We start from the raw sequence: 25129 nt of genomic DNA on the forward strand, positions 1-25129 counted from the left end.
AATGGCAAGAGATTTAAGATATACAAGAAACATAGGTATTGCTGCGCACATTGATGCTGGTAAAACCACCACTACTGAACGTATTCTTTTTTATACGGGAGTTAGTCATAAAATAGGTGAAGTTCATGATGGTGCAGCCACTATGGACTGGATGGAGCAAGAGCAGGAAAGAGGTATTACAATTACTTCGGCTGCCACTACTTGTGAGTGGAAATTTCCTAAAGAGAATGGTGAACCAACTGCTGAGGCAATGGATTATCATTTTAACATTATCGATACCCCGGGACACGTTGATTTTACCGTTGAGGTAAATCGTTCTTTACGTGTTTTAGATGGTTTAGTCTTTTTGTTTAGTGCTGTTGATGGTGTTGAGCCACAATCGGAAACTAACTGGAGATTGGCGGATAACTATAAGGTTCCAAGAATTGGATTTGTGAACAAAATGGATCGTCAAGGTTCTAATTTCCTTATGGTTTGTAAGCAAGTAAAGGAAATGTTAGGTTCAAATGCAGTTCCAATTGTACTTCCAATCGGTGATGAATCCGATTTTAGAGGTATAGTGGATTTAGCAAAAAACAGAGCTATCGTATGGCATGAAGAGGGCTTCGGTGCTACTTTTGATGTTATCGATATTCCTGAGGATATGAAGGCAGAGGTTAAGGAGTATAGAGCTGCCTTGATTGAAGCTGTAGCTGAGTATGATGAACAATTGATGGAAAAATTCTTCGAAGATGAAGATTCTATTTCTGAAGATGAAGTTCATGCTGCTTTAAGAGCTGCTGTAATGGATCGCGCAATCATTCCAATGATTTGTGGTTCTTCATTTAAAAATAAAGGTGTTCAGTTTTTATTGGATGCTGTTTGTAGATATCTTCCATCTCCTATGGATAAGGAAGCTATTGAAGGTACAAACCCTGATACAGGTGCGATTGAAAGACGTAAACCTAGTGTAAAGGAGCCTTTTTCGGCATTAGCTTTTAAAATTGCTACTGATCCATTTGTTGGAAGGTTAGCTTTTTTTAGAACATATTCTGGTCGTTTAGATGCGGGTTCATATATATTGAATAACCGTTCTGGAAAAAAAGAGCGTATTTCTCGTATATATCAAATGCACTCTAATAAGCAAAATGCTATCGATTATATCGAAGCAGGTGATATTGGAGCGGCAGTAGGTTTCAAGGATATAAAGACTGGTGATACCATGTCTGATGAAAAGCACCCAATTGTTTTGGAAAGTATGAATTTCCCAGAACCGGTTATTGGTATTGCTGTTGAACCTAAAACTAAGGCTGATGTAGATAAGTTAGGAATGGCGTTGTCTAAATTGGCAGAAGAAGATCCAACTTTTCAAGTGAAAACCGATGAAGCTTCAGGTCAGACTATTATTTCTGGAATGGGCGAGTTGCACTTAGATATTATTGTAGATCGTTTAAGAAGAGAATTTAAGGTAGAGGTTAATCAAGGTGAGCCTCAAGTAGAATATAAAGAAGCATTGACTAAAACAGCTTCACATAGAGAAACTTATAAGAAGCAATCTGGTGGACGTGGTAAATTTGGTGATATTGTATTTGAAATGGGTCCTGCGGATGAGGATTTCGAAGGAGAAGGACTTCAATTCGTAGATCAGATAAAAGGTGGTCGTATTCCAAAAGAATTTATACCATCTGTGGAAAAAGGATTTCAAGCTGCAATGCAGAATGGACCTTTGGCCGGTTATGAAATGGATACGATGAAAGTTGTTCTTAAGGATGGATCTTTCCACGCTGTGGATTCTGATGCGCTTTCTTTCGAATTGGCTGCAAAAATGGGTTACAAGGCTGCGGGTAAAGCTGCAGGTGCTGTAATAATGGAGCCAATAATGAAGTTAGAGGTTATTACCCCTGAGGAAAATATGGGTGATATCGTTGGAGATTTAAACAGACGTAGAGGTGCTATCGGCGATATGAGTGATAGAGCTGGTGCTAAAGTTGTAAAAGGGACTGTTCCATTATCTGAAATGTTCGGATATGTTACTTCACTTAGAACTTTATCTTCGGGTCGTGCAACGTCAACAATGGAATTTTCACATTATGCAGAAACTCCTTCTAACATATCAGAAGAAGTAATCAAAGCAGCAAAAGGAATAACAGCATAAATTTAGGACATGAGTCAGAAAATTAGAATAAAACTAAAATCTTACGATCACAATTTGGTAGATAAGTCTGCCGAGAAGATTGTAAAAACGGTAAAGACTACCGGTGCTGTAGTAACAGGACCAATTCCATTACCAACGCATAAAAAAATATTCACCGTTTTGCGTTCACCACACGTGAACAAGAAGTCTAGAGAACAGTTCCAATTAAGTTCTTATAAGAGATTATTGGATATTTATAGTTCTTCATCAAAAACTATTGATGCACTTATGAAGTTAGAGCTTCCAAGTGGTGTAGAAGTAGAGATTAAGGTGTAAATTTGCTGTCTATCCCGATTATGGGTTAGGCTACATGTCCTAAGCTGCGTGCGAAGGAAAAATGGAAAAAATAATTTAGGGTTAAATTATTTTGACCCTATTTTTTTGTAAAGAATTTAATAAGTAATAATTAATATAAATAAGTATGTCTGGGTTAATAGGAAAGAAAATAGGCATGACTAGTATTTTTGACGAGAATGGAAAGAATATTCCATGTACCGTAATAGAAGCTGGGCCATGTGTAGTTACCCAAGTCAGAACCGAAGAGGTTGACGGGTATAGTGCTCTTCAGCTTGGTTTCGATGACAAGGCAGAAAGTCGTGCTAATAAGGCTGAGTTAGGCCATTTTAAAAAAGCAGGTGCTTCTCCTAAGAAAAAAGTCGTTGAGTTCCAAGATTTTGAAGGTGATTTTAAATTAGGTGACACTGTAGGTGTTGACGTTTTTGTTGAAGGCGAATTCGTAGATGTTATTGGTACATCTAAGGGTAAAGGTTTTCAAGGTGTGGTAAAGCGTCACGGTTTTGCTGGTGTGGGTCAAGCGACGCATGGTCAGCATAACAGACTTAGGGCCCCAGGTTCTATTGGTGCTGCGTCATATCCTGCAAGAGTTTTCAAAGGTATGAAAATGGCCGGTAGAATGGGTACGGATCGTGTTACGGTTCAAAACCTGAAAGTTTTAAAAGTAGTTCCAGAAAAGAATCTTTTAGTTGTAAAAGGTTGTGTTCCGGGCCATAAGAATGCTTATGTAACTATACAAAGGTGGATGTAATGAAAATAGCAGTTTTAGATATTAAAGGAAAAGACACAGGTAGAAAGGCAAACCTTTCTGATGATGTTTTCGCTATAGAGCCTAATGATCACGCAGTTTATTTGGATGTTAAGCAATATTTGGCACACCAAAGACAAGGAACGCATAAGGCAAAGGAAAGAGCCGAAATTGCTGGAAGTACTCGGAAGATTAAAAAACAAAAAGGTACAGGTACAGCAAGAGCTGGTAGTATTAAATCACCAATCTTTAGAGGTGGGGGTAGAATTTTTGGACCAAGACCTAAGGATTATACTCAAAAATTGAACAAGAATTTAAAGCGTTTGGCAAGAAAATCAGCCTTGTCTTTAAAATCTAAAGAAAATGCAATTTTAGTAGTTGAAGACTTTGATTTCGACACTCCGAAAACAAAAGATTTTATACAGGTTTTAAGGACTTTAGGTCTTGAGAACAAAAAATCTTTAATAGTGTTGGGTGATTCAAATAAAGGTGTATATTTGTCTTCGCGTAATTTTAAAGGCTCTGAAGTTATAACTAACTCAGAATTAAGTACTTATAAAATTCTTAATGCTAACAGTGTAGTGTTGTTGGAAAGCTCTTTAGAAGGAATCGAATCGAATTTAAATAAACAATAATAGCATGAGTGTGTTGATAAAGCCAATTATAACGGAGAAGATGACTGCTGATAGCGAGTTGAATAATCGTTATGGTTTCGTAGTTAACCCTAAGGCAAATAAATTGCAAATTAAGGATGCAATTGAAGCTACTTATGGTGTTTCAGTAAAGAAGGTTCGTACTATGAATTACGGACCCACCAGAAAATCCAGATATACAAAAACTGGAGTTCAGCATGGTAAAACAAATGCAATTAAAAAAGCAATTGTTGATGTTGTAGAGGGTGATATTATCGATTTTTACAGTAATCTATAAAGACAAGAAATGTCAGTTAGAAAATTAAAACCAATCACTCCAGGACAGCGTTTTAGAGTAGTAAATGGATTTGACGCCATTACTGCTGATAAGCCGGAGAAGAGCTTGCTTGCTCCGTTAAAAAAGTCCGGAGGTAGAAACAGTCAAGGAAAAATGACAATTCGCCAAAAAGGTGGAGGTCATAAGAGAAGGTATCGTGTGATAGACTTTAAAAGGGATAAGCAAGATGTGCTAGCTTCTGTAAAGTCTATTGAATATGATCCAAATAGAACAGCATTTATTGCTCTTTTAGAGTATGCTGATGGTGAAAAGCGATATGTTATTGCTCAAAATGGATTGCAAGTTGATCAGCAGATTTCCTCTGGTGATTCGGTGGCTCCAGAAATTGGAAACGCATTACCATTAAGAGAAATACCTTTAGGTACAATAATATCATGTATTGAGTTAAGACCTGGTCAAGGTGCCGTAATGGCAAGAAGTGCAGGTACATTTGCTCAACTTATGGCTAAGGACGGTAAGTTTGTTACTGTTAAAATGCCATCTGGAGAAACAAGATTAATTCTTTCTGGTTGTATGGCTACTATAGGTGCTGTATCTAACTCGGATCATCAATTATTGGTTTCTGGTAAAGCTGGTAGAAGTAGATGGTTGGGTAGAAGACCAAGAACTAGACCAGTTGCAATGAACCCTGTCGATCACCCAATGGGTGGTGGTGAAGGTAGAGCTTCTGGAGGACATCCAAGATCGAGAAACGGAATACCTGCTAAAGGATTCAGAACTCGTTCTAAAACCAAGAGCACCAATAAGTATATAATAGAACGTAGAAAGAAATAAAAAAGTAGAAAGAAATGGCACGTTCACTAAAAAAAGGACCATACGTTCACTATAGCTTGGAGAAAAAAATCCAACAAAGTGTTTCATCCGGTAAGAAGTCGGTAATTAAAACTTGGTCAAGAGCTTCTATGATAACTCCTGATTTTGTTGGGATGACTATAGCAGTTCATAACGGAAAACAATTTGTACCTGTTTTTGTAACAGAAAACATGGTAGGACATAAACTTGGGGAATTTTCACCAACCAGATCTTTTAGAGGTCACGTAGGTGCGAAAAACAAAGGAAAAAAGTAAGCTATGGGAGTTCGTAAAAAACAGATGGCCGAAAGAATAAAGGCTGAAAAGAAGATGGTAGCTTTCGCTAAGTTGAATAACTGCCCTACTTCACCAAGAAAAATGCGTCTTGTAGCTGACTTGATTAGAGGTGTAAAGGTAGAAAATGCTTTGGCAATATTGAGGTTCAATCCTAAGGAGGCTTCAAGAAAATTGGAAAAGTTATTATTGTCTGCTTTAGCAAACTGGCAAGCCAAGAATGAAGATGCAAATTTAGAAGATGCAGATTTAGTTGTTGCTGAAATTAGAGTTGATGGTGGTGCAATGTTGAAAAGATTGCGTCCTGCTCCACAAGGTAGAGCGCATAGAATTAGAAAACGTTCAAACCATGTAACATTGGTTTTAGGGTCTAAAAATATAACAGAAAACTAGAATGGGACAGAAAACAAATCCAATAGGAAATCGTCTAGGAATCATTAGAGGTTGGGAGTCTAACTGGTATGGTGGAAATGATTATGGTGATAAATTGGCTGAGGATGATAAAATACGTAAGTATATTCATGCCAGACTTTCTAAAGCTAGTGTTTCTAGAGTTATAATAGAACGTACCCTTAAATTAATAACTGTTACTGTAACCACAGCTAGACCTGGTATTATTATCGGTAAAGGTGGTCAAGAAGTTGATAAGTTAAAAGAGGAGTTGAAGAAAATCACCAATAAGGAGGTTCAAATCAATATTTTCGAAATAAAAAGGCCAGAATTAGATGCGAATCTAGTAGCGGCAAGTGTTGCTCGTCAAATAGAGAGTAGAATTTCTTTTAGAAGAGCAATTAAAATGGCAATCGCTGCAGCAATGCGTATGAATGCTGAAGGTATTAAAATTCAAATTTCTGGAAGATTGAATGGTGCTGAAATGGCTCGTTCAGAATCTTATAAAGATGGTAGAATTCCATTATCGACCTTTAGGGCTGATATTGATTATGCCTTACAAGAAGCTCAAACTACATATGGTAAACTTGGTATTAAAGTTTGGATTATGAAAGGTGAGGTTTACGGTAAAAGAGATTTATCTCCATTGGTAGGAATGCAAAAAAGTGATTCCTCTAAAGGTGGTAAGCAAGAAGGTGGAAGAAAACAACGTCGTAGAAAGTAATTTTTTAAAGAACTAAAGTAATGTTACAACCGAAAAGAACGAAGTTCCGTAAGATGCAGAAGGGCCGTATGAAAGGTCTAGCTGGAAGAGGACACCAACTTTCAAATGGTATGTTCGGTATAAAGAATGTTGATGGTGCTACATTTTTGACTTCACGCCAAATTGAAGCTGCTCGTATTGCTGCTACAAGATTTATGAAGAGAGAAGGTCAATTGTGGATCAAAATATTTCCGGATAAGCCGATAACCAAAAAGCCTCTAGAGGTACGTATGGGTAAAGGTAAGGGTGCACCTGAATATTTTGTTGCTGTGGTTAAGCCAGGTAGAATAATGTTCGAAGTGGCTGGAGTTCCAATGGAAGTAGCAAAAGAAGCTTTAAGATTAGCGGCACAAAAACTTCCTGTTAAAACAAAATTTATTGTGGCTCGAGATTACGAGGTAGCAAATTAAACGTAAGTAACGATGAAAAAACAAGAGATTAAAGAAATGTCTGTAGAAGGACTTACGGAGAAATTGGCCGAGTATAAGAAGCAACATGGAGATTTGAAAATGGCACATTTTGTAACTCCGTTAGAAAATCCGCTTCAGATAAGAAAAGTAAGGAGAACGGTGGCAAGATTGGCTACTGAATTAACTAATAGGGAAAACCAATAATTGGTTGTGCTTTATGGAAAAAAGAAACTTAAGAAAAGAGAGAGTAGGAGTAGTCACTAGTGATAAAATGGAGAAATCCATTGTTGTTGCTGAAGTGAAAAGAGTAAAGCATCCTATGTACGGTAAATTCGTTTTGAAGACTAAGAAATATGTCGCGCATGACGAAAAAAATGACTGCAATATTGGTGATACGGTAAAAATCATGGAGACTCGTCCTATGAGTAAAACCAAATGTTGGAGATTAGTAGAAATCTTAGAAAGAGCTAAATAAGTTATGTTACAGCAAGAATCTAGATTAAAGGTTGCGGATAACACAGGAGCAAAGGAAGTTTTAACTATCCGTGTTCTTGGTGGTACTAAAAGAAGATATGCGTCAATTGGTGACAAAATTGTTGTTACTGTAAAAGAGGCAACTCCTAACGGAGGTATCAAAAAAGGAGCGGTATCAACTGCGGTTGTAGTTCGCACTAAAAAAGAGGTAAGAAGACCTGATGGGTCTTATATCAGATTTGATGATAACGCTTGTGTATTGTTGAACCCTGCAGGAGAAATGAGAGGTACTCGTGTTTTTGGACCTGTTGCAAGAGAGCTTAGAGATAAGCAATTCATGAAGATTGTATCATTGGCCCCAGAGGTATTATAATATAACTGACAAGATGAAAAAGTTAAAAATTAAAACAGGAGATACAGTAAGAATTACTGCTGGTGACCACAAGGGAACCGAAGGTAAGGTAATGCGTGTAGATCTTGAGAAAAATAAAGCCATTGTTGAAGGTGCTAATATGGTATCTAAACATGAGAAGCCTAGTGCTAAGAATCCTCAAGGTGGTATTGTAAAAAAAGAAGCTTTAATCCATATTTCAAACCTTTCTTTAATCGATGGTAAATCCGGAGATACTACAAGAGTTGGTTATGAGATGAAGGATGGTAAAAAAGTTAGGGTTTCCAAAAAATCCAAAGAAGTAATTTAGTTATGGCATACGTTACAAGATTAAAGAAAGAGTATAAGGAGCGAATTATTGCTGCCCTTACCGAAGAATTTGGTTACAGTAATGTAATGCAGGTTCCTAAATTAGAGAAAATAGTAATGAGTAGAGGAGTAGGTGCTGCTGTTGCTGATAAAAAGCTTATTGACCACGCACTTGATGAAATGACAATGATTACGGGTCAAAAAGCAGTTGCTACATTATCTAAAAAAGATGTTGCTGCCTTTAAATTAAGAAAAGGTATGCCAATTGGTGCAAAGGTTACTCTAAGAGGTGAGCGCATGTACGAATTCTTAGATCGTTTAGTAACTTCTGCTTTACCACGAGTAAGGGATTTTCAAGGTATTAAAGCTACTGGCTTTGATGGTCGTGGAAATTATAACTTAGGTATTACCGAACAGATTATTTTTCCAGAAGTTAATATTGATAAAATCAATAGAATTAACGGAATGGATATTACTTTTGTAACCTCGGCAGAAACTGACAAGGAAGCAAAATCTTTATTAACTGAATTAGGATTACCTTTTAAAAAGAATTAGTATGGCTAAGGAATCAATGAAGGCCCGTGAGAGAAAAAGGGAAAGAACTGTAGCAATTTATGCTGAAAGGAGAAAAGCTTTGAAAGAAGCTGGAGACTATGAAGCTTTACAGAGATTACCTAAGAATGCATCTCCGGTAAGATTACACAATAGATGTAAGTTAACTGGTAGACCTAAGGGTTACATGAGAACTTTTGGTATTTCTAGGGTAATGTTTAGAGAAATGGCTAACGCTGGTTTAATACCTGGTGTTAAAAAAGCAAGCTGGTAAAAAAGAATTATTAATGGTTTCAGGTTTAGCTTAGTTGCTGAAAACCGTCTCCGAATTATATATAAATGGTAACAGATACTATTGCAGATTACCTAACGAGAGTTAGAAACGCTAGTAGAGCGGGTCACAGGGTTGTTGAAATTCCTGCGTCGAATCTAAAAAAAGAGATAACTAAAATATTATTCGATCAAGGATATATTTTAAGTTATAAGTTTGAGGACAATAAGGTTCAAGGAGCTATTAAAATAGCTTTAAAATATGACAAACTTACTAAAGAACCTGTCATTAAGAAAATTCAACGTATCAGTAAACCGGGTCTTAGAAAGTATGCTGGTAACGAAGATTTACCACGTGTATTGAATGGTTTAGGTATTGCTATTGTTTCTACATCTCACGGTGTAATGACAAGCAAACAAGCAAAGGCAGAAAAAGTGGGTGGTGAAGTTTTGTGCTACGTTTATTAATTGATTAAAGATTTAGAAGATGTCTAGAATAGGTAATAATCCAATCGCGATTCCTGAAGGAGTTACAATTGAAATCAATGACAATATCATTTCTGTAAAAGGAAAGTTAGGTGAATTGACTCAAGAGTTTTCTGATGTTGCGGTTAAAGTAGAAGATGGACAGGCTTGGGTGACAAGACCGTCAGATTCTAAGGATCATAAAGCAAAGCACGGTTTATATAGATCACTGATAACTAATATGGTTGAAGGTGTTTCTAAAGGATGGACCAAAGAATTAGAATTGGTAGGTGTTGGGTATAGAGCAAGTAATCAAGGTCAAAAACTAGATTTAGCTTTAGGTTTTTCTCATAATATAGTTTTTGATCTGGCTCCAGAAGTTAAGGTTGAAACTATTTCTGAAAAAGGTAAGAACCCAATTGTAAAACTAACGTCCTATGACAAACAATTAGTTGGTCATATTGCTGCAAAAATTAGATCTTTCCGTAGACCTGAACCGTACAAAGGGAAAGGAATTAAGTTTGTAGGTGAAATATTAAGAAGAAAAGCTGGTAAGTCAGCTTAATATAAGGGTATTATGGGATTATCAAAGACACAAAGAAAATTAAGAATCCGACGTAGAATTCGTAAGGTTTCTTCTGGAACTGCAGCAAGACCAAGGTTATCTGTGTTCAGAAGTAATAGTGAGATTTACGCTCAAATTATAGATGACGTTAAAGGAATCACAATAGCATCTGCTTCTTCTAGAGATAAGGATATTGCTAAAACAAAGGGAAATAAAACAGAGATTGCTGCTTTAGTTGGAAAAACAATTGCTGAGAAATCTGTAAAAGCAGGCCTTGATAAGGTAGCTTTCGATAGAGGAGGTAATTTGTATCATGGAAGAGTAAAATCTTTAGCTGATGGTGCAAGAGAAGCAGGATTAAAATTCTAATATACTAGTATGTTCCAAAAATATAAAAACGTAGAAACTGTTAAGCCTGGCGGTTTAGATTTAAAAGATAAATTAGTTGGCATTCAACGTGTAACTAAAGTAACAAAAGGTGGTAGAGCATTTGGTTTTTCTGCTATTGTTGTTGTAGGTGATGAAAACGGCGTTGTAGGTCATGGTTTAGGTAAATCTAAAGAAGTTGCTACAGCAATTGCTAAGGCTATTGAAGATGGTAAAAAGAATTTAGTTCGTATTCCTTTAAACAAAGGTACTTTACCACATGAGCAAAAAGGTAAATTTGGTGGTGCTAGGGTTTATATTCAACCTGCATCTCATGGTACCGGTGTTATTGCTGGTGGTGCTGTTAGGTCAGTATTAGAATCTGTTGGGGTACATGATGTACTTTCTAAATCTCAAGGTTCATCAAATCCACATAATGTTGTAAAAGCTACTTTTGATGCTTTATTACAACTTAGAGATGCGAAGACAATTGCAGCACAAAGAGGTGTTTCTTTAGAAAAAGTATTTAAAGGCTAAGCGTAGAATTATGGCAAAGATTAAAGTTACACAATTAAAAAGTGGAATTAAGAAACCTCAAAACCAGAAAAGGACTTTAGAGGCACTTGGTTTAAAAAGAATTGGACAGGTTGTTGAACATGATGATACACCTAGCATTCTTGGAATGATAAATAAAGTTAAACATTTAGTTTCCACAGAGGAAGCTTAAAGATAGAATAGAATGGGTTTACATAATCTACAGCCTGCAGAAGGTTCAGTGAATAGAGACGGAAAACGTCTTGGAAGAGGTCAAGGTTCTGGAAAAGGTGGAACAGCTGCAAGAGGTCATAAAGGAGCTAAGTCAAGATCTGGTTATTCTAAGAAAATTGGTTTTGAAGGTGGTCAAATGCCTTTGCAACGTCGTGTACCTAAGTTTGGTTTTACAAATATTAATCGTAAAGATTATCAAGGTATCAATTTAGAAAAATTACAAGAACTTGTTGATAGTAAAATTATCACTAATGAAGTGTCTTTAGATATCTTAATTGAAAACGGTTTAGTTGGTAAAAATGATTTAGTGAAAATTTTAGGTAACGGTGAATTAAAATCTCCACTAAAAATTTCAGTACATAAATTTACTGTTTCTGCCAAAGCAGCTATTGAGGCAGCAGGTGGAGAGGCAATAAGTTTGTAAGCATAAACGAGAGCATGAAGAATTTTATTGATACAATATCCAATATTTGGAAGATAGAAGAACTAAGAAATAGAATTCTTATTACATTGGGTCTTTTGTTGGTTTATCGTTTTGGTTGTCAAATTGTACTTCCAGGTATAGATTCGACTCAATTAGGTGGATTGACAGATAGTACTGACCAGGGTATTTTTGGTCTTTTAAATGCATTTACAGGAGGAGCTTTTGCTAATGCTTCTGTTTTTGCTTTGGGTATTATGCCATATATATCTGCATCTATTGTTGTGCAGTTAATGGGTATTGCAATACCATATCTTCAAAAACTGCAAAAAGAGGGGGAAAGTGGTCGTAAGACGATAAATCAAATTACAAGATGGTTAACCATTGGTATTTGTATTGTTCAAGCTCCTGCTTATCTGTATGGTTTAGAAGCATTTGGTGTTAGAGATACTGCATTTTTACTAGGCAAAGGATTGGACTTTATGGTTCCTGCTGTTATTATATTGGTAACAGGTACTGTATTTGCAATGTGGCTTGGCGAAAAAATAACTGATAAAGGTATTGGTAACGGTATTTCTTTATTAATTATGATAGGTATTATTGCTACGATGCCACAATCTTTTGTTCAAGAATTTATTTCAAGAACAACTGATAATAACGGAGGACTAATGTTTATATTAATTGAGGTCATTGTTTGGTTCTTGGTAATATTAGCGTGTATTCTTTTAGTAATGGCTACAAGGCAAATTCCTGTACAGTACGCTCGACGTACAGCGTCTGGTGGATATGAAAAGAACATAATGGGTTCTAGACAGTATATACCTTTAAAGTTAAATGCTTCTGGAGTTATGCCAATTATATTTGCGCAAGCTATTATGTTTGTTCCTGGTATGATAGGTAGTGCGTTTGATGATACTTCTTTTGGACAGTGGATGCAAGTTCAGTTTAGTGATATATTCGGTTGGGCATATAATTTATTATTTGCTATACTAATTATAATTTTTACGTACTTCTATACTGCAATTACGGTTCCTACCAATAAAATGGCAGATGATTTAAAAAGAAGTGGTGGTTTTATACCTGGAATACGTCCTGGAAAGGAAACGGGAGATTATTTAGATAAGATTATGTCATTAATAACATTACCTGGATCTATTTTCTTAGCTTTGCTGGCTATTTTACCGGCGATAGTAGTGAAGTTAATGGATGTTCAGGCGGGTTGGGCATTATTTTATGGTGGAACATCACTATTAATTATGGTAGGTGTAGCCATTGATACGGTACAACAAGTAAATTCATATTTGTTAAATAGACATTATGATGGTTTGATGAAAACCGGCAAAAATAGAAAAGTAGCATAATTTATGGCTAAGCAGGCAGCAATAGAACAAGATGGGTCTATCATAGAAGCATTGTCAAATGCAATGTTTCGGGTAGAATTGGAGAATGGGCATGTAGTAACAGCGCATATTTCAGGTAAGATGCGTATGCACTATATCAAGTTATTACCTGGTGATAAGGTTAAATTGGAGATGAGTCCGTATGACCTTACGAAAGCAAGAATTACATATAGATACTAAGATACAAGATGAAAGTAAGAGCATCAGTTAAGAAGAGAAGCGCCGACTGCAAGATTGTTCGCAGAAAAGGCAGGTTGTACGTAATCAACAAAAAGAATCCTAGATTTAAACAAAGACAAGGGTAATTATGGCAAGAATCGCAGGTATTGATATACCAAAACAAAAGAGAGGCGTGATCGCCTTAACCTACATTTTTGGAATTGGCAGAAGTAGGTCACAAGAAATTTTGAGTAAGGCCCAAGTTAGTGAAGATACTAAGGTTTCTGATTGGAATGATGATGAAATAGGTCGTATCAGAGAGGCTGTTTCAGCATTTGTAATTGAAGGTGAATTACGTTCTGAAACTCAGTTGAACATTAAACGTTTAATGGATATTGGCTGTTATAGAGGTATTCGTCATAGGTCAGGTTTACCTTTAAGAGGTCAACGTACCAAGAATAACTCTAGAACTAGAAAAGGAAAGCGTAAAACAGTTGCTAACAAGAAGAAAGCGACTAAATAATAATTAGGTATGGCAAAGGCAAATACTAAAGTTACCAAGAAACGTAAAGTTATAGTTGACTCAGTTGGTGAAGCTCACATTAGTGCTTCTTTCAACAATATCATTATATCTTTGACAAATAAAAAAGGAGATGTGATTTCTTGGTCATCTGCTGGTAAATTAGGTTTTAGAGGATCTAAGAAAAATACACCTTATGCTGCTCAAGTAGCTGCAGAAGACTGTTCTAAAGTTGCGCATGAAGCAGGTTTAAGAAAAGTTAAGGTATATGTAAAAGGACCTGGAAATGGTAGAGAATCTGCAATAAGATCTTTACACAATGCAGGTATTGAAGTAACAGAAATTATTGATGTTACTCCTATGCCTCACAACGGTTGTAGACCTCCTAAGAGAAGAAGAGTTTAATTAATTACTAATATTTCATCGAAAGTGTAGTTACGATTATCGAAGGATAAGCCTTAATTCATAATCTCACTTTCAAATTTAAAGAAAATGGCAAGATATACAGGACCAAAATCTAAAATTGCTCGTAAATTTGGCGAAGCAATATTCGGAGACGATAAGTCATTCGAAAAGAAAAATTACCCTCCAGGGCAACATGGAAATAACAGAAGAAGAGGAAAAAAATCTGAATATTCTGTTCAATTGATGGAGAAGCAAAAAGCTAAATATACGTATGGTATTTTAGAAAAGCAATTCAGAAACTTATTCCAAACTGCAAAAAGAAAAGAAGGTGTTGCTGGTGAAATTTTACTTCAACTTTGTGAATCACGTTTAGACAACGTTGTTTTCAGAATGGGTATTTCTCCTACAAGAAGTGGAGCTAGACAATTAGTTTCGCATAGACATATCACTGTTAATGGCGAGTTGGTAAACATACCTTCTTATTCATTAAAAGCGGGTGATGTTGTTGGTGTTAGAGAAAAATCAAAATCACTTCAAAGCATACAAGATTCATTAACTGCAAGTAGTGCTGTTTATGAATGGATTTCTTGGAATAGCGAAAAGAAGGAAGGAACGTATGTTTCTATTCCTGAAAGATTACAGATTCCAGAAAATATCAAAGAACAACTAATCGTGGAGTTATACTCTAAATAAACAACACTGATCCAATTATGGCATTATTTAATTTTCAGAAACCCGATAAAGTAATAATGATCGATTCCTCTGATTTCGAAGGGAAGTTCGAATTTCGCCCTTTGGAACCTGGTTATGGATTGACTGTTGGGAATGCATTAAGACGTGTATTGCTTTCTTCATTAGAAGGACATGCTATTACGTCCGTTAGGATAGATAAGGTAGAGCATGAATTCTCGGTGATTTCTGGCGTTGTAGAAGATGTAACAGAGATTATTTTGAACTTGAAACAAGTTCGTTTCAAGAAACAAATTGAAGACTCTGAAGCAGAAGTTGTATCTATATCTGTAAGTGGTAAAAATCAATTGACTGCTGGCGATTTTCAGAAATTCATTTCTGGTTACCAAGTATTGAATCCTGATTTAGTAATATGTAATATGGATGCTAAAGTTAGCATCAATATGGAAATTACTATTGAAAAAGGAAGAGGTTACGTACCTGCAGAAGAAAATAAGAAATCAGGTACTCCGTTAGGTACTATAGCAATTGATTCTATTTTTACACCTATCAAGAATGTAAAATATAGTATTGAAAACTTTCGTGTTGAACAAAAAACTGATTATGAAAAATTGGTTTTTGAAATTTCTTCTGATGGATCAATTCATCCTAAAGATGCTTTAACTGAAGCAGCTAAAGTATTAATTCATCATTTTATGCTTTTCTCTGATGAGCGTATTACGTTAGAAGCAGATGAAATAGCTCAAACAGAGACTTACGATGAGGAGTCTTTACACATGAGGCAATTGTTGAAAACTAAATTAGTAGATATGGATCTTTCGGTTCGTGCTCTAAATTGTTTAAAAGCAGCTGAAGTTGATACCTTAGGTGATTTAGTTTCTTTTAATAAGAACGATTTAATGAAGTTTAGAAATTTCGGTAAAAAATCTTTAACTGAACTAGAAGAGCTTGTAATCAACAAGGGATTAAGTTTCGGAATGGATTTGTCAAAATATAAATTAGATAAAGATTAAATAATCATATTTTGCTCCTCGTTCGAACGAGTTTGGTAGCAAGATGATAAAATTGTAAAATGAGACACGGTAAAAAAATTAACCATTTAGGTAGGAAGACGGCGCATAGAAAAGCAATGTTAGCTAACATGGCTTGTTCTTTAATTGAGCACAAAAGAATCAACACTACAGTTGCTAAAGCAAAAGCTTTAAAACAATTTATTGAGCCATTGATTACTAAATCAAAAGCTGAAAATAATGTTAGTGCTGAAAAAGGAACGCACAATAGACGTATAGTTTTTAAAAATCTACGTGATAAATATGCAGTAACTGAATTATTCAGTGTAGTATCTGAAAAAGTTGCTGATAGACCAGGTGGTTATACTAGAATTATCAAATTAGGTAATCGTTTAGGTGATAACGCTGATATGGCAATGATAGAGTTGGTTGATTTCAACGAATTGTATAATGCTGGTAAGCCAAAGAAAAAATCAACTAGACGAAGTAGAAGATCAGGTGGTAGTGATGCTGAATCCATTTCTGCAGAGAAAGAGGTTAAAGAAGCTAAAGTTGTTGAGGAATCAAATCCAGAAGCAGATGCTCAAACTGATAATGAAGTAAAGGCAGATGATTCTAAGGAATAAATTGTCAATAAGTAATTATAATGAAAAAGGATGAGCTTTCTAGCTTATCCTTTTTTTTTGTTTTTTTGTGAACGAATAAATTTTTAGACTAAAATGAAATATCAAGCAAAGAGAAAAGCTTTAATATTATTAGCTGATGGTACAATTTTTCATGGTAAATCAGTAGGTGACAAAGAAGGAACTGCTTTTGGTGAAGTTTGTTTTAATACAGGTATGACAGGTTATCAAGAAATATTCACTGATCCTTCTTATTTTGGACAAATTATGGTGACTACCAATGCACATATTGGTAATTATGGGGTAAATAAAGAAGAGGTAGAGTCTGATTCAATTAAAATTTCAGGTTTAGTTTGTAGAAATTTTAGTTACGAATATTCTAGACCGTTAGCTGATGATAGTTTACAGAATTTCTTAAATGAGAATAATCTTTTTGCTATTTCTGATGTTGATACAAGGGCGTTAGTAGGTTACATAAGAGATAACGGAGCTATGAATGCTGTTATTTCTACTGATGTTGATAATATAGACGCTTTAAAGAAACAATTAAGTGAGGTGCCGAGTATGGAAGGTCTTGAGTTGGCTTCTAAAGTTTCAACGAAAGAAGCGTATTTTGTTGGAGACGAAAATGCTACTTATAAAATTGCAGCTTTAGATATTGGAATCAAGAAGAATATATTACGAAATCTAGTAAAAAGAGATGCTTACGTAAAAGTGTTTCCATATAATTCTAGTTTTGAAAACATGTCTTCGTGGAATGCTGATGCGTTCTTTATATCTAATGGCCCTGGCGATCCAGAACCTTTGATCGACGCAATTGCTGCTGCAAAGAAAATGATACAAACGGACAAACCTTTATTCGGTATCTGTTTAGGTCATCAAGTATTGGCTTTGGCGAATGGTGTGTCAACTTATAAAATGCACAATGGGCACAGAGGAATAAATCATCCTGTATTAAATTTATTAACTGGTAAGGGAGAAATAACGTCTCAAAATCACGGTTTTGCTATTAATAGGGAAGAAACTGAGGCTAATGCTAATTTAGAAATTACACATGTGCATCTAAATGATAAAACAGTTGCAGGCATTCGTATGAAGAATAAAGATGTATTTTCTGTTCAATATCATCCAGAAGCGAGTCCAGGTCCACATGATGCAGAGTATCTTTTTGATGATTTTTTCAAATTAATCAAGAAAAGTGCTAGACGTAACGAAATAGTTTAAATAAATAGTATTTAATTAGGAAATGTACGGATTAAACAAACTTGGAGAAACCATGGTTTTGTATCTTTACTTTTTAATTTTTCAACCAATAAAAACAATATAAATGAGTATCATATTAAATGTTCACGCAAGGCAAATACTAGATTCAAGGGGAAATCCAACAGTGGAAGTAGATGTAGTTACTGAAAATGGAATAATGGGTAGAGCAGCGGTTCCTTCTGGAGCTTCTACCGGTGAACATGAAGCTGTTGAACTTCGTGATGGAGGAAAGGCTTTCATGGGCAAAGGCGTAAGTAAAGCTGTTGATAATGTGAATAATATTATTGCAGAGGAGATTTTAGGAATGAATGTGTTTGACCAAAATCTTTTGGATCAAACTATGATTGATTTAGATGGAACTCCGAATAAATCTAAATTAGGTGCAAATGCAATTCTTGGGGTTTCTTTAGCTGCTGCAAAGGCTGCTGCAAATGAACTAGGACTTTCTCTTTTTAGATATGTTGGTGGTGTTAGTGCTAATACACTTCCAGTACCTATGATGAACATAATTAATGGTGGTTCTCACTCAGACGCGCCTATTGCTTTTCAAGAGTTTATGGTAATGCCTGTTAAAGCTAAGAGCTTTTCTCATGCAATGCAGATGGGTACTGAGATTTTTCACCATTTGAAAAAGGTATTACATGACCGCGGTCTTAGTACGGCTGTAGGTGATGAGGGTGGTTTTGCACCTAATTTAGCTGGTGGTACCGAAGATGCTTTGGAGACAATAGCTAAAGCTGTGAAAAATGCTGGGTATTCTTTGGGTGATGATGTAATGATCGCATTAGACTGTGCTGCGGCCGAGTTCTATGTAAATGGAAAATATGACTACACCAAGTTTGAAGGAGATAAAGGTGTAATTAGAACATCTGAAGAGCAAGCTCAATATTTAGCAGATTTAAGCGCGAAATATCCTATCATCTCTATTGAGGACGGTATGGACGAAAATGATTGGGATGGATGGAAATCATTAACAGATAAAATTGGCGATAAAGTTCAATTGGTAGGTGATGATTTGTTTGTTACCAATGTTGAGCGTTTAGCTACAGGTATAGAAAAGGGTATTGCTAATTCAATTTTGATAAAAGTAAATCAAATTGGAACCTTGACTGAAACTATTGCGGCAGTGAATATGGCCAAAAATGCTGGTTATACCTGTGTTATGTCTCACCGTTCAGGAGAAACAGAAGATAATACCATTGCAGATTTAGCAGTAGCTTTAAATACAGGTCAGATCAAGACCGGTTCTGCCTCAAGATCAGATCGTATGGCAAAATATAACCAACTACTTCGAATTGAAGAAGAGCTAGGTAGTACAGCTTACTATCCTCAGGAAAAAGCATTTAAAATAGGGTAGTTTTCTAAAAATTTAATTGATTTAAGCCTTTCCTTTTGGAAAGGCTTTTTTTTTTGGCGTACTCCGAAACTTTAACTACCTTTTGAGAATAATCCAATAATAACCTCCCTTTGTTAGCGTATGAATAATTTTCTTTTTGTTTCAGCTGAGAATGATGCCATTCCAGATTGTAAGGCTGGTGGAATGGGTGATGTAGTTAGAGATGTGCCGAGAGAGATTTCGAGAAGAGGTGATAAAGCTCATGTAGTTGTACCTGCCTATTCAAGATTGCATAAAAATGGAATTTTTAAGACGAAACTAGAGTTTAGTCTTAGAGGTATGCCATACACCGCCGAATTATATGAGGTAGTACCTAAGAAGGTCGATGCGAATATCACTCATTATGTAATTCATCATCCTGAAATTCTTGAAGGCGGAATAGCACATATATATCACGATGATCCAACCGAGCCTTTTTATAATGATTTTATAAAATTTGTAATTTTTTGTGCAGCTACTGCTGAGGCTATAAAAATTGGCGCTTTTGGAGATTTGGATATCGTACATATGCATGATTGGCATGCTGCCGCCTTGTTGTTCATAAAAAAGTACCATCCAGAGTACCAAGATTTGAAAAAAATGAGGTACGTATATAGTATTCATAATTTAGCAATTCAGGGTATAAGGCCTTTTTATAATAATTATGCTTCTGTTAATAATTGGTTTCCCGAGGTTGAGTTAGACCATAAAGCTCTTATGGATCCCCGTTATCAAGATTGTATCAATCTGATGGCGGTAGGGATACGATTGGCAGATGCTGTTCATACGGTTTCTCCATCTTATAAGGAGGATGTTCTATTGCCAAGTAGAAGACCTGAATTTATTGGTGGTGAAAGCTTAGAAGTTGATTTGCAAAAGGCTGATAATGAAGGTAGGCTTTTTGGTATCCTAAATGCGAGTAATTATGGTAATATTCGAGTAGCTGAAACAGGCTTGTTGTATAGGAATACCGTAAAAGCTTTATTTAGATGGCTTCAAGACACTTCAAAAAAATATAAAGCTGATTTTCTAGCTCATACCGGTGAGAAAATTATGCAGTATGTGGGTAATAGACCAAAATTTATTGTGTCTAGTGTGGCGCGCTTAACCGAACAAAAATTCTATTTTTTAAAACGTTCACCCGAAGCTTTTGAGAAAATGCTTGCTCGTTTAAATGAAATTGAAGGCATTTTTATGTTGTTAGGTACAGGTGATCCAGATTACGAAGAATTTTTTCGTGAAATGAGTTACAAGCATAAGAATTTTGTGTTCACCAATGGGCAATCCGAAGACTTGATAGATTCCATGTATTTGGAGACCGATTTATATTTTATGCCAAGTTTATTTGAGCCATGTGGTATTAGTCAAATGTTGGCCATGAGAAATGGTAATCCATGTTTGGTTCATCATACCGGGGGGCTTAAAGATACTGTTGAGCATATGAAAACTGGTTTTGCATTTTCGGGTGAAACTTACGACGAACAAATTAAAAATATGGTATCGAGTTTTGATGAAGCTTTGACCATTTGGGAAAAGGATAGACCCACCTGGGAAAAGATTCAGGCAAACGCTAAAAAGGCTCGTTTTACTTGGGATAAATCATTAGATGAATACTATAAATCATTATATCTGTTGTAAGTTATGTAGTTGATAGAAGTAATTGTTAATTTTAGCCCAAACAGAATGTTGTAATTGTTAAAACGAACGTGTTTTGCTAACTTTACGAGAAGTATTTATAACGTAAAAATTAAAAATGTCAGATAAAGCTATTTTAGAATATAATGGTGAAAAATATGAGTTTCCTGTAATAAAGGGAACCGAAGATGAACTTGCAATTGATATTAAATCGTTGCGTTCAGACACCAAAGGGATTATTACAATAGATCCGGGTTTTAAGAATACCGGTTCTTGTGAAAGTGCCATTACATTCTTAGATGGTGAGAAAGGAATCTTACGATATAGAGGGTATTCTATTGAAGAACTAGCTGAAAAAGCTGATTTTTTAGAAGTAGCATATTTGTTGATTTTTGGAGAACTTCCAAATAAGGAACAATTGGAGGCTTTTCATGTAGATATAAAAAATGAATCTCACGTTGACGAGGAAATGAAAAAGATTCTGGATGCTTTTCCAAAATCGGCACATCCAATGGGAGTGTTATCTTCTTTGACCAGTGCACTTATAGCCTTTAACCCAATTTCGGTAAACGTTACCTCAAAGGATGAAATGTACGGTGCTATTGTACGGATACTCGCCAAATTCCCAGTTTTAGTAGCTTGGACGCTTCGTAAGAAGAAAGGTTTGCCTTTAGATTATGGAGATGATAGCTTAGGATATGTAGAGAACATTCATAAAATGATGTTCAAGAAGCCTACGCAAGAATACAAAAGGAATAAAATTGTAATCGATGCTCTAGATAAGTTATTGATTTTACACGCAGATCATGAGCAAAATTGCTCTACCTCAACCGTACGTATTGTAGGTTCTTCCCATGCGGGACTATTTGCATCACTTTCGGCAGGTATTTCAGCATTATGGGGTCCATTGCACGGTGGAGCGAATCAAGCCGTATTGGAAATGTTGGAGGCGATTCAAAAGGATGGTGGTGATACTAAAAAATATATGGCCAAAGCTAAGGATAAGAATGATCCTTTTAGATTAATGGGCTTTGGGCATAGAGTATATAAGAATTTTGACCCTAGGGCCAAAATTATCAAACAGGCGGCCGACGAAGTTTTAGCAGATTTGGGGATTGAAGATCCAATTTTGGAAATTGCTAAAGGCTTGGCCAAAGAGGCATTGGAAGATCCCTATTTTGTAGACCGTAAATTATATCCGAATGTTGATTTTTATTCGGGTATTATCTATAGAGCTTTAGGTATTCCTACCGAAATGTTTACTGTAATGTTTGCATTAGGAAGATTGCCAGGATGGATTTCTCAATGGAGAGAAATGAGATTGAACGGTGAGCCTATCGGAAGACCGAGACAAATATATATCGGAGAAAAATTAAGACCTTTTGTCGAACTTGACAAGAGGTAGATTGCTACCGTTAATAAAAAAACAAAAAGCTCTTTTAATTTTTAAAGGAGCTTTTTTTTGTGCTATTTTTTAATCATATATAAATAGAATACCCATGCTTCAATTAAATATTAAAGACGAAATATCACCATTAAAGGCTGTTGTTTTAGGTATAGCTAAAAGTTCAGGGCCTGTTCCTACAGTTGAAGAAGCGTATGATCCAAAATCCTTAGAGCATATTAAAGCAGGCACATATCCTAAAGAATCAGATATGGTTCAAGAAATGGAAGCCTTTAGAAAGGTATTTGAGAAGTACAATGTAAAAGTTTTTCGACCGGAAGTTTTAGAGAACTGCAATCAGATATTTACAAGAGATATTGCTTTTGTAATTGAAGATAAATTGATCAAAGCAAATATATTGCCTGATCGCGAACAAGAAGTAGAGGCAATTTTACATGTTCTTGATAAAATTGACGAAAAAAATATTCTACAACCGCCTGCCAATGTTCATGTAGAAGGCGGTGATGTTATGCCATGGAACGAATATATATTTGTAGGTACTTATACCGCAGCAGATTATTCATCATATATAACAGCACGAACAAATAAAGCGGCCGTAGAATATTTAACGAAGCAGTTTCCACACAAGACCATTAAATCCTTTGAGTTAAGAAAGTCCAATACGGTTGCCCAAGATAATGCGTTACACTTAGACTGTTGCTTTCAGCCATTAGGCAAAGGGAAAGCCATATTGCATAAGAACGGATTTCTTGTAGAGGAAGAATATCAATGGTTAGTAGATTTTTTTGGCAAAGAAAATATATTTGAAATTGATGCTCAGGAAATGTATCATATGTTTAGCAATGTATTTTCAATTTCTCCTGATGTCATTGTTTCCGAGCGTAATTTTACGCGCTTAAATAATTGGTTACGTGAGCAAGGTTTTACGGTTGAAGAAATTCCATATGCAGAAATTTCTAAACAAGAAGGGCTATTACGTTGCAGTACATTACCCCTTATAAGAGCATAAATTATAATAAAAAATAAAAGAGAAATTTAATTAGTACCCAGATATGCAAATAACTAATACCATACTAATGATTCGTCCAGTGTCTTTCAGAATGAATGAACAGACCGCAGTCAATAACTACTTTATGGAAGATATTGATTTGAAGAATCAAGATATTAATAAAAAAGCTCAAGAAGAGTTTGATGACTTTGTATCCGTATTAAAAAACAAAGGGGTCAATGTTATTGTTGTTGATGACACGAAAGAACCTGATACACCGGATAGTATTTTCCCAAATAATTGGATATCCTTTCACTCTAATGGTGTTGTCGGTGTATACCCTATGTTTGCTGAAAATAGAAGAAATGAGCGTAGAGAAGATATATTCGTAATCTTAGAAAAGAGCGGTTTTAAAATTAATGATGTAATTGATTACACTTCAGCCGAAGATGAGGGGCTGTTTCTTGAAGGCACTGGGAGTATTTTAATAGATAGGGTGAATAAAAAAGCATATTGTGCATTATCTCAACGTGCAGATGAAGATTTATTCATTGAATTTTGTGAAGATTTTGACTATTTTCCGGTGATATTCACGGCAAATCAATCTGTAGATGGTAAAAGGTTGCCTATTTATCATACCAACGTTATGATGGCGTTGGCAGAGAACTTTGCTATAATTTGCACTGATTCTATTGATGACAAGAAAGAAAGGAAGAATGTTCTAGACCACCTTAAGAATGATGGTAAGGAAATAATAACGATTACTGAAAAACAAATGCATCATTTCGCTGGTAATATGTTGCAGGTTTTAGGTGGTGAAGGTCAAAAGTACATGGTGATGAGTACAGCTGCTTTTAACAGTCTAACTCCAATACAAATTTCCCAAATAGAGCATCATTGTCCTATTCTTCATAGTTCTTTAGAGACCATAGAAACATGTGGTGGTGGTAGTGCAAGATGTATGATGGCTGAGGTGTTTCTTCCTAAAGGTTAAATTTTTATAGACTTTATAAAGAAGAAAATGATTTTATTGGATTAAAATATGTGTAAAGGTTTCCTTATCTTCATAAGCATATGGTTTTGGAAACTATATTTTAATTAACTAAAATGAAGCTCAAAACTTGGTTTATCTTTCTAGCAATTAGTAGTATAGGTGTGTTGCTTGCTCTAGCAAATTCACCTAAAATTTTTGAATATCGATTACTGGAAAATCAGCAATCTGAAATATACAAATCGGATGATGCTTACAATAAGATGATGGATGTGCTAACCCATCAACGTTGTATGAATTGCCATCCCAACGATAATATTCCTAAACAAGGTAATGACCGCCATCCTCATTATTTTGGAATGGCAAGAGGTGAGGATAATAAGGGATTTCAGGCTACAAATTGTAATACCTGTCATAATTCGGAGAATAATAAATATTCAGGAGTACCGGGAGCTCCACATTGGTCTTTGGCACCCGCTTCAATGGGTTGGGAAGGACTTTCTCGAGCTCAAATTGCAGAACGTTTACTTGATAAAAGCACCAATGGTAACAGAAGCCATGTAGAACTTATAAAGCATATGACCGAAGATGATTTGGTGTTGTGGGCTTGGCAACCTGGTGTTGATGCAGAAGGAGTACAGCGTACCATACCACCGGTTTCAAAAGAAGATTTTAAGAAAGCTGTCGAAATTTGGTTTGCTAACGGAGCGGTAATCCCCACTAAATAATTAAATTTTATGGAAATTTCCTTAATAGTAAATGGTGTTCTAAAAACCGTTCATATAGAAGATGAAAATACACCGCTTCTTTGGGTCATAAGAGATATTCTTGATTTAAAAGGCACAAAATTTGGTTGTGGTAAATCGGCTTGTGGTGCTTGTACTTTACACGTAGATGATGAGGCAGTTAGATCTTGTTCATACCCTGTCAAGTTTGCTGATGGGAAAAGGATAACTACAATAGAAGGATTGGGAGATAGGGAAAATCCACATCCTGTACAGCAGGCATGGGTCGAGGAAATTGTCCCTCAATGTGGATATTGTCAACCAGGGTTTATGATGGCGACAGCCGCACTGTTAAAAAAAGTGCCTAAACCAACCGATGAGGATATTGACAAGAATATCATAAACGTATGCCGTTGTGGTACGTACTACCGAATGAGAAAAGCAATTCACAAAGCTGCCGAAATACAAACGGAAAAGGATAGTAATGAATCTAATATGGTGTAAGT

At 35.7% G+C, this 25129-nt stretch carries 38 protein-coding genes; all 38 read left to right on the forward strand.

Annotated features, from left to right (window positions below):
• Position 1: 1 nt before the first annotated feature.
• Positions 2-2134, forward strand: coding sequence for an elongation factor G (fusA, locus tag BMY56_RS07075; protein ID WP_091621963.1), 2133 nt, complete (start codon positions 2-4; stop codon positions 2132-2134).
• A 9-nt stretch (positions 2135-2143) separates the two neighbouring features.
• A complete protein-coding gene (gene rpsJ, locus BMY56_RS07080; RefSeq protein WP_007094989.1) occupies positions 2144-2449 on the forward strand; it encodes a 30S ribosomal protein S10 in 306 nt (101 codons plus the stop codon).
• 145 nt (positions 2450-2594) lie between these two features.
• Complete coding sequence (rplC, locus tag BMY56_RS07085; RefSeq protein WP_079510385.1) at positions 2595-3218, forward strand: 50S ribosomal protein L3; 624 nt, start codon at positions 2595-2597, stop codon at positions 3216-3218.
• Positions 3218-3850: a 50S ribosomal protein L4 gene (gene rplD, locus BMY56_RS07090; RefSeq protein ID WP_091621966.1), complete on the forward strand. Its 633-nt coding sequence runs from the start codon at positions 3218-3220 to the stop codon at positions 3848-3850. Before rplC ends, rplD begins: the two co-directional genes overlap by 1 nt.
• A gap of 4 nt (positions 3851-3854) precedes the next feature.
• Positions 3855-4145 (forward strand): 50S ribosomal protein L23, encoded by a 291-nt coding sequence (gene rplW / locus BMY56_RS07095; RefSeq protein ID WP_091621968.1) that lies wholly within the window; start codon positions 3855-3857, stop codon positions 4143-4145.
• Between the two features lie 9 nt (positions 4146-4154).
• Positions 4155-4979: a 50S ribosomal protein L2 gene (gene rplB / locus BMY56_RS07100; protein ID WP_091621971.1), complete on the forward strand. Its 825-nt coding sequence runs from the start codon at positions 4155-4157 to the stop codon at positions 4977-4979.
• Positions 4980-4993: 14 nt separating this feature from the next.
• Positions 4994-5272 (forward strand): 30S ribosomal protein S19, encoded by a 279-nt coding sequence (rpsS, locus tag BMY56_RS07105; protein ID WP_068483643.1) that lies wholly within the window; start codon positions 4994-4996, stop codon positions 5270-5272.
• Between the two features lie 3 nt (positions 5273-5275).
• A complete protein-coding gene (gene rplV, locus BMY56_RS07110; RefSeq protein ID WP_079510389.1) occupies positions 5276-5683 on the forward strand; it encodes a 50S ribosomal protein L22 in 408 nt (135 codons plus the stop codon).
• 1 nt (position 5684) lies between these two features.
• Positions 5685-6404, forward strand: coding sequence for a 30S ribosomal protein S3 (gene rpsC / locus BMY56_RS07115; RefSeq protein WP_091621974.1), 720 nt, complete (start codon positions 5685-5687; stop codon positions 6402-6404).
• Positions 6405-6424: 20 nt separating this feature from the next.
• Complete coding sequence (gene rplP, locus BMY56_RS07120; RefSeq protein WP_079510391.1) at positions 6425-6853, forward strand: 50S ribosomal protein L16; 429 nt, start codon at positions 6425-6427, stop codon at positions 6851-6853.
• A 12-nt stretch (positions 6854-6865) separates the two neighbouring features.
• Positions 6866-7057 carry a 50S ribosomal protein L29 gene (rpmC, locus tag BMY56_RS07125; RefSeq protein ID WP_079510392.1) on the forward strand — a complete coding sequence of 64 codons (192 nt, stop codon included), beginning with the start codon at positions 6866-6868 and terminating at the stop codon, positions 7055-7057.
• A gap of 13 nt (positions 7058-7070) precedes the next feature.
• Complete coding sequence (gene rpsQ, locus BMY56_RS07130; protein WP_079510393.1) at positions 7071-7328, forward strand: 30S ribosomal protein S17; 258 nt, start codon at positions 7071-7073, stop codon at positions 7326-7328.
• Positions 7329-7331: 3 nt separating this feature from the next.
• Entirely contained in the window at positions 7332-7700 is a 369-nt protein-coding gene (gene rplN, locus BMY56_RS07135) for a 50S ribosomal protein L14 (protein ID WP_027064819.1), read from the forward strand.
• Positions 7701-7713: 13 nt separating this feature from the next.
• Positions 7714-8028, forward strand: coding sequence for a 50S ribosomal protein L24 (gene rplX, locus BMY56_RS07140; RefSeq protein WP_091621976.1), 315 nt, complete (start codon positions 7714-7716; stop codon positions 8026-8028).
• Positions 8029-8030: 2 nt separating this feature from the next.
• Positions 8031-8582 (forward strand): 50S ribosomal protein L5, encoded by a 552-nt coding sequence (gene rplE, locus BMY56_RS07145; protein WP_091621977.1) that lies wholly within the window; start codon positions 8031-8033, stop codon positions 8580-8582.
• A gap of 1 nt (position 8583) precedes the next feature.
• A complete protein-coding gene (gene rpsN, locus BMY56_RS07150) occupies positions 8584-8853 on the forward strand; it encodes a 30S ribosomal protein S14 (protein WP_091621980.1) in 270 nt (89 codons plus the stop codon).
• 65 nt (positions 8854-8918) lie between these two features.
• A complete protein-coding gene (rpsH, locus tag BMY56_RS07155) occupies positions 8919-9317 on the forward strand; it encodes a 30S ribosomal protein S8 (RefSeq protein ID WP_091621983.1) in 399 nt (132 codons plus the stop codon).
• Between the two features lie 19 nt (positions 9318-9336).
• A complete protein-coding gene (gene rplF, locus BMY56_RS07160; RefSeq protein ID WP_091621985.1) occupies positions 9337-9879 on the forward strand; it encodes a 50S ribosomal protein L6 in 543 nt (180 codons plus the stop codon).
• 12 nt (positions 9880-9891) lie between these two features.
• Entirely contained in the window at positions 9892-10248 is a 357-nt protein-coding gene (gene rplR / locus BMY56_RS07165) for a 50S ribosomal protein L18 (protein ID WP_091621988.1), read from the forward strand.
• 9 nt (positions 10249-10257) lie between these two features.
• Positions 10258-10782, forward strand: coding sequence for a 30S ribosomal protein S5 (gene rpsE, locus BMY56_RS07170; RefSeq protein ID WP_091621991.1), 525 nt, complete (start codon positions 10258-10260; stop codon positions 10780-10782).
• Between the two features lie 10 nt (positions 10783-10792).
• Complete coding sequence (rpmD, locus tag BMY56_RS07175; RefSeq protein WP_091621993.1) at positions 10793-10972, forward strand: 50S ribosomal protein L30; 180 nt, start codon at positions 10793-10795, stop codon at positions 10970-10972.
• A gap of 12 nt (positions 10973-10984) precedes the next feature.
• The gene (gene rplO, locus BMY56_RS07180; RefSeq protein ID WP_091621996.1) at positions 10985-11437 is read left to right on the forward strand and encodes a 50S ribosomal protein L15; all 453 of its coding nucleotides are present in this window, start codon (positions 10985-10987) and stop codon (positions 11435-11437) included.
• Between the two features lie 14 nt (positions 11438-11451).
• The gene (gene secY / locus BMY56_RS07185; protein ID WP_091621999.1) at positions 11452-12795 is read left to right on the forward strand and encodes a preprotein translocase subunit SecY; all 1344 of its coding nucleotides are present in this window, start codon (positions 11452-11454) and stop codon (positions 12793-12795) included.
• Positions 12796-12798: 3 nt separating this feature from the next.
• On the forward strand, positions 12799-13014 hold the full coding sequence (gene infA, locus BMY56_RS07190; RefSeq protein WP_013305172.1) for a translation initiation factor IF-1: 216 nt from the start codon (positions 12799-12801) through the stop codon (positions 13012-13014).
• Positions 13015-13022: 8 nt separating this feature from the next.
• Entirely contained in the window at positions 13023-13139 is a 117-nt protein-coding gene (gene ykgO, locus BMY56_RS07195) for a type B 50S ribosomal protein L36 (RefSeq protein WP_013305171.1), read from the forward strand.
• A 2-nt stretch (positions 13140-13141) separates the two neighbouring features.
• A complete protein-coding gene (rpsM, locus tag BMY56_RS07200; RefSeq protein ID WP_091622003.1) occupies positions 13142-13516 on the forward strand; it encodes a 30S ribosomal protein S13 in 375 nt (124 codons plus the stop codon).
• Positions 13517-13525: 9 nt separating this feature from the next.
• On the forward strand, positions 13526-13918 hold the full coding sequence (gene rpsK, locus BMY56_RS07205; protein ID WP_036152169.1) for a 30S ribosomal protein S11: 393 nt from the start codon (positions 13526-13528) through the stop codon (positions 13916-13918).
• 87 nt (positions 13919-14005) lie between these two features.
• Positions 14006-14611, forward strand: a complete 606-nt coding sequence (gene rpsD, locus BMY56_RS07210) for a 30S ribosomal protein S4 (RefSeq protein WP_091622006.1) — start codon at positions 14006-14008, stop codon at positions 14609-14611.
• A 17-nt stretch (positions 14612-14628) separates the two neighbouring features.
• Positions 14629-15621 (forward strand): DNA-directed RNA polymerase subunit alpha, encoded by a 993-nt coding sequence (locus tag BMY56_RS07215; protein WP_091622009.1) that lies wholly within the window; start codon positions 14629-14631, stop codon positions 15619-15621.
• Between the two features lie 59 nt (positions 15622-15680).
• Positions 15681-16244: a 50S ribosomal protein L17 gene (rplQ, locus tag BMY56_RS07220; RefSeq protein WP_091622012.1), complete on the forward strand. Its 564-nt coding sequence runs from the start codon at positions 15681-15683 to the stop codon at positions 16242-16244.
• Positions 16245-16337: 93 nt separating this feature from the next.
• Positions 16338-17465 (forward strand): glutamine-hydrolyzing carbamoyl-phosphate synthase small subunit, encoded by a 1128-nt coding sequence (gene carA / locus BMY56_RS07225; protein WP_091622014.1) that lies wholly within the window; start codon positions 16338-16340, stop codon positions 17463-17465.
• Between the two features lie 103 nt (positions 17466-17568).
• A complete protein-coding gene (eno, locus tag BMY56_RS07230; protein ID WP_091622017.1) occupies positions 17569-18861 on the forward strand; it encodes a phosphopyruvate hydratase in 1293 nt (430 codons plus the stop codon).
• A 120-nt stretch (positions 18862-18981) separates the two neighbouring features.
• Entirely contained in the window at positions 18982-20517 is a 1536-nt protein-coding gene (locus BMY56_RS07235; protein ID WP_091622020.1) for a glycogen synthase, read from the forward strand.
• Between the two features lie 115 nt (positions 20518-20632).
• The gene (locus BMY56_RS07240; protein WP_091622022.1) at positions 20633-21919 is read left to right on the forward strand and encodes a citrate synthase; all 1287 of its coding nucleotides are present in this window, start codon (positions 20633-20635) and stop codon (positions 21917-21919) included.
• A 94-nt stretch (positions 21920-22013) separates the two neighbouring features.
• Positions 22014-22928: a dimethylarginine dimethylaminohydrolase family protein gene (locus tag BMY56_RS07245; protein WP_091622026.1), complete on the forward strand. Its 915-nt coding sequence runs from the start codon at positions 22014-22016 to the stop codon at positions 22926-22928.
• 43 nt (positions 22929-22971) lie between these two features.
• On the forward strand, positions 22972-23901 hold the full coding sequence (gene ctlX, locus BMY56_RS07250; RefSeq protein ID WP_091622029.1) for a citrulline utilization hydrolase CtlX: 930 nt from the start codon (positions 22972-22974) through the stop codon (positions 23899-23901).
• Positions 23902-24014: 113 nt separating this feature from the next.
• On the forward strand, positions 24015-24626 hold the full coding sequence (locus BMY56_RS07255; RefSeq protein WP_091622032.1) for a hypothetical protein: 612 nt from the start codon (positions 24015-24017) through the stop codon (positions 24624-24626).
• A 9-nt stretch (positions 24627-24635) separates the two neighbouring features.
• Positions 24636-25127 (forward strand): (2Fe-2S)-binding protein, encoded by a 492-nt coding sequence (locus BMY56_RS07260; protein WP_091622034.1) that lies wholly within the window; start codon positions 24636-24638, stop codon positions 25125-25127.
• The last annotated feature ends 2 nt before the right edge of the window (positions 25128-25129 follow it).

This window comes from Maribacter orientalis (genome assembly GCF_900109345.1).
In the GTDB taxonomy this organism is placed as follows: domain Bacteria; phylum Bacteroidota; class Bacteroidia; order Flavobacteriales; family Flavobacteriaceae; genus Maribacter; species Maribacter orientalis.

Excerpts from the sequence above, each read along its gene's own strand:
- fusA (WP_091621963.1), top strand. The coding sequence starts at position 2 with ATGGCAAGAGATTTAAGATATACAAGAAACATAGGTATTGCTGCGCAC.
- rpsJ (WP_007094989.1), top strand. The coding sequence starts at position 2,144 with ATGAGTCAGAAAATTAGAATAAAACTAAAATCTTACGATCACAATTTG.
- rplC (WP_079510385.1), top strand. The coding sequence starts at position 2,595 with ATGTCTGGGTTAATAGGAAAGAAAATAGGCATGACTAGTATTTTTGAC.
- rplD (WP_091621966.1), top strand. The coding sequence starts at position 3,218 with ATGAAAATAGCAGTTTTAGATATTAAAGGAAAAGACACAGGTAGAAAG.
- rplW (WP_091621968.1), top strand. The coding sequence starts at position 3,855 with ATGAGTGTGTTGATAAAGCCAATTATAACGGAGAAGATGACTGCTGAT.
- rplB (WP_091621971.1), top strand. The coding sequence starts at position 4,155 with ATGTCAGTTAGAAAATTAAAACCAATCACTCCAGGACAGCGTTTTAGA.
- rpsS (WP_068483643.1), top strand. The coding sequence starts at position 4,994 with ATGGCACGTTCACTAAAAAAAGGACCATACGTTCACTATAGCTTGGAG.
- rplV (WP_079510389.1), top strand. The coding sequence starts at position 5,276 with ATGGGAGTTCGTAAAAAACAGATGGCCGAAAGAATAAAGGCTGAAAAG.
- rpsC (WP_091621974.1), top strand. The coding sequence starts at position 5,685 with ATGGGACAGAAAACAAATCCAATAGGAAATCGTCTAGGAATCATTAGA.
- rplP (WP_079510391.1), top strand. The coding sequence starts at position 6,425 with ATGTTACAACCGAAAAGAACGAAGTTCCGTAAGATGCAGAAGGGCCGT.
- rpmC (WP_079510392.1), top strand. The coding sequence starts at position 6,866 with ATGAAAAAACAAGAGATTAAAGAAATGTCTGTAGAAGGACTTACGGAG.
- rpsQ (WP_079510393.1), top strand. The coding sequence starts at position 7,071 with ATGGAAAAAAGAAACTTAAGAAAAGAGAGAGTAGGAGTAGTCACTAGT.
- rplN (WP_027064819.1), top strand. The coding sequence starts at position 7,332 with ATGTTACAGCAAGAATCTAGATTAAAGGTTGCGGATAACACAGGAGCA.
- rplX (WP_091621976.1), top strand. The coding sequence starts at position 7,714 with ATGAAAAAGTTAAAAATTAAAACAGGAGATACAGTAAGAATTACTGCT.
- rplE (WP_091621977.1), top strand. The coding sequence starts at position 8,031 with ATGGCATACGTTACAAGATTAAAGAAAGAGTATAAGGAGCGAATTATT.
- rpsN (WP_091621980.1), top strand. The coding sequence starts at position 8,584 with ATGGCTAAGGAATCAATGAAGGCCCGTGAGAGAAAAAGGGAAAGAACT.
- rpsH (WP_091621983.1), top strand. The coding sequence starts at position 8,919 with ATGGTAACAGATACTATTGCAGATTACCTAACGAGAGTTAGAAACGCT.
- rplF (WP_091621985.1), top strand. The coding sequence starts at position 9,337 with ATGTCTAGAATAGGTAATAATCCAATCGCGATTCCTGAAGGAGTTACA.
- rplR (WP_091621988.1), top strand. The coding sequence starts at position 9,892 with ATGGGATTATCAAAGACACAAAGAAAATTAAGAATCCGACGTAGAATT.
- rpsE (WP_091621991.1), top strand. The coding sequence starts at position 10,258 with ATGTTCCAAAAATATAAAAACGTAGAAACTGTTAAGCCTGGCGGTTTA.
- rpmD (WP_091621993.1), top strand. The coding sequence starts at position 10,793 with ATGGCAAAGATTAAAGTTACACAATTAAAAAGTGGAATTAAGAAACCT.
- rplO (WP_091621996.1), top strand. The coding sequence starts at position 10,985 with ATGGGTTTACATAATCTACAGCCTGCAGAAGGTTCAGTGAATAGAGAC.
- secY (WP_091621999.1), top strand. The coding sequence starts at position 11,452 with ATGAAGAATTTTATTGATACAATATCCAATATTTGGAAGATAGAAGAA.
- infA (WP_013305172.1), top strand. The coding sequence starts at position 12,799 with ATGGCTAAGCAGGCAGCAATAGAACAAGATGGGTCTATCATAGAAGCA.
- ykgO (WP_013305171.1), top strand. The coding sequence starts at position 13,023 with ATGAAAGTAAGAGCATCAGTTAAGAAGAGAAGCGCCGACTGCAAGATT.
- rpsM (WP_091622003.1), top strand. The coding sequence starts at position 13,142 with ATGGCAAGAATCGCAGGTATTGATATACCAAAACAAAAGAGAGGCGTG.
- rpsK (WP_036152169.1), top strand. The coding sequence starts at position 13,526 with ATGGCAAAGGCAAATACTAAAGTTACCAAGAAACGTAAAGTTATAGTT.
- rpsD (WP_091622006.1), top strand. The coding sequence starts at position 14,006 with ATGGCAAGATATACAGGACCAAAATCTAAAATTGCTCGTAAATTTGGC.
- BMY56_RS07215 (WP_091622009.1), top strand. The coding sequence starts at position 14,629 with ATGGCATTATTTAATTTTCAGAAACCCGATAAAGTAATAATGATCGAT.
- rplQ (WP_091622012.1), top strand. The coding sequence starts at position 15,681 with ATGAGACACGGTAAAAAAATTAACCATTTAGGTAGGAAGACGGCGCAT.
- carA (WP_091622014.1), top strand. The coding sequence starts at position 16,338 with ATGAAATATCAAGCAAAGAGAAAAGCTTTAATATTATTAGCTGATGGT.
- eno (WP_091622017.1), top strand. The coding sequence starts at position 17,569 with ATGAGTATCATATTAAATGTTCACGCAAGGCAAATACTAGATTCAAGG.
- BMY56_RS07235 (WP_091622020.1), top strand. The coding sequence starts at position 18,982 with ATGAATAATTTTCTTTTTGTTTCAGCTGAGAATGATGCCATTCCAGAT.
- BMY56_RS07240 (WP_091622022.1), top strand. The coding sequence starts at position 20,633 with ATGTCAGATAAAGCTATTTTAGAATATAATGGTGAAAAATATGAGTTT.
- BMY56_RS07245 (WP_091622026.1), top strand. The coding sequence starts at position 22,014 with ATGCTTCAATTAAATATTAAAGACGAAATATCACCATTAAAGGCTGTT.
- ctlX (WP_091622029.1), top strand. The coding sequence starts at position 22,972 with ATGCAAATAACTAATACCATACTAATGATTCGTCCAGTGTCTTTCAGA.
- BMY56_RS07255 (WP_091622032.1), top strand. The coding sequence starts at position 24,015 with ATGAAGCTCAAAACTTGGTTTATCTTTCTAGCAATTAGTAGTATAGGT.
- BMY56_RS07260 (WP_091622034.1), top strand. The coding sequence starts at position 24,636 with ATGGAAATTTCCTTAATAGTAAATGGTGTTCTAAAAACCGTTCATATA.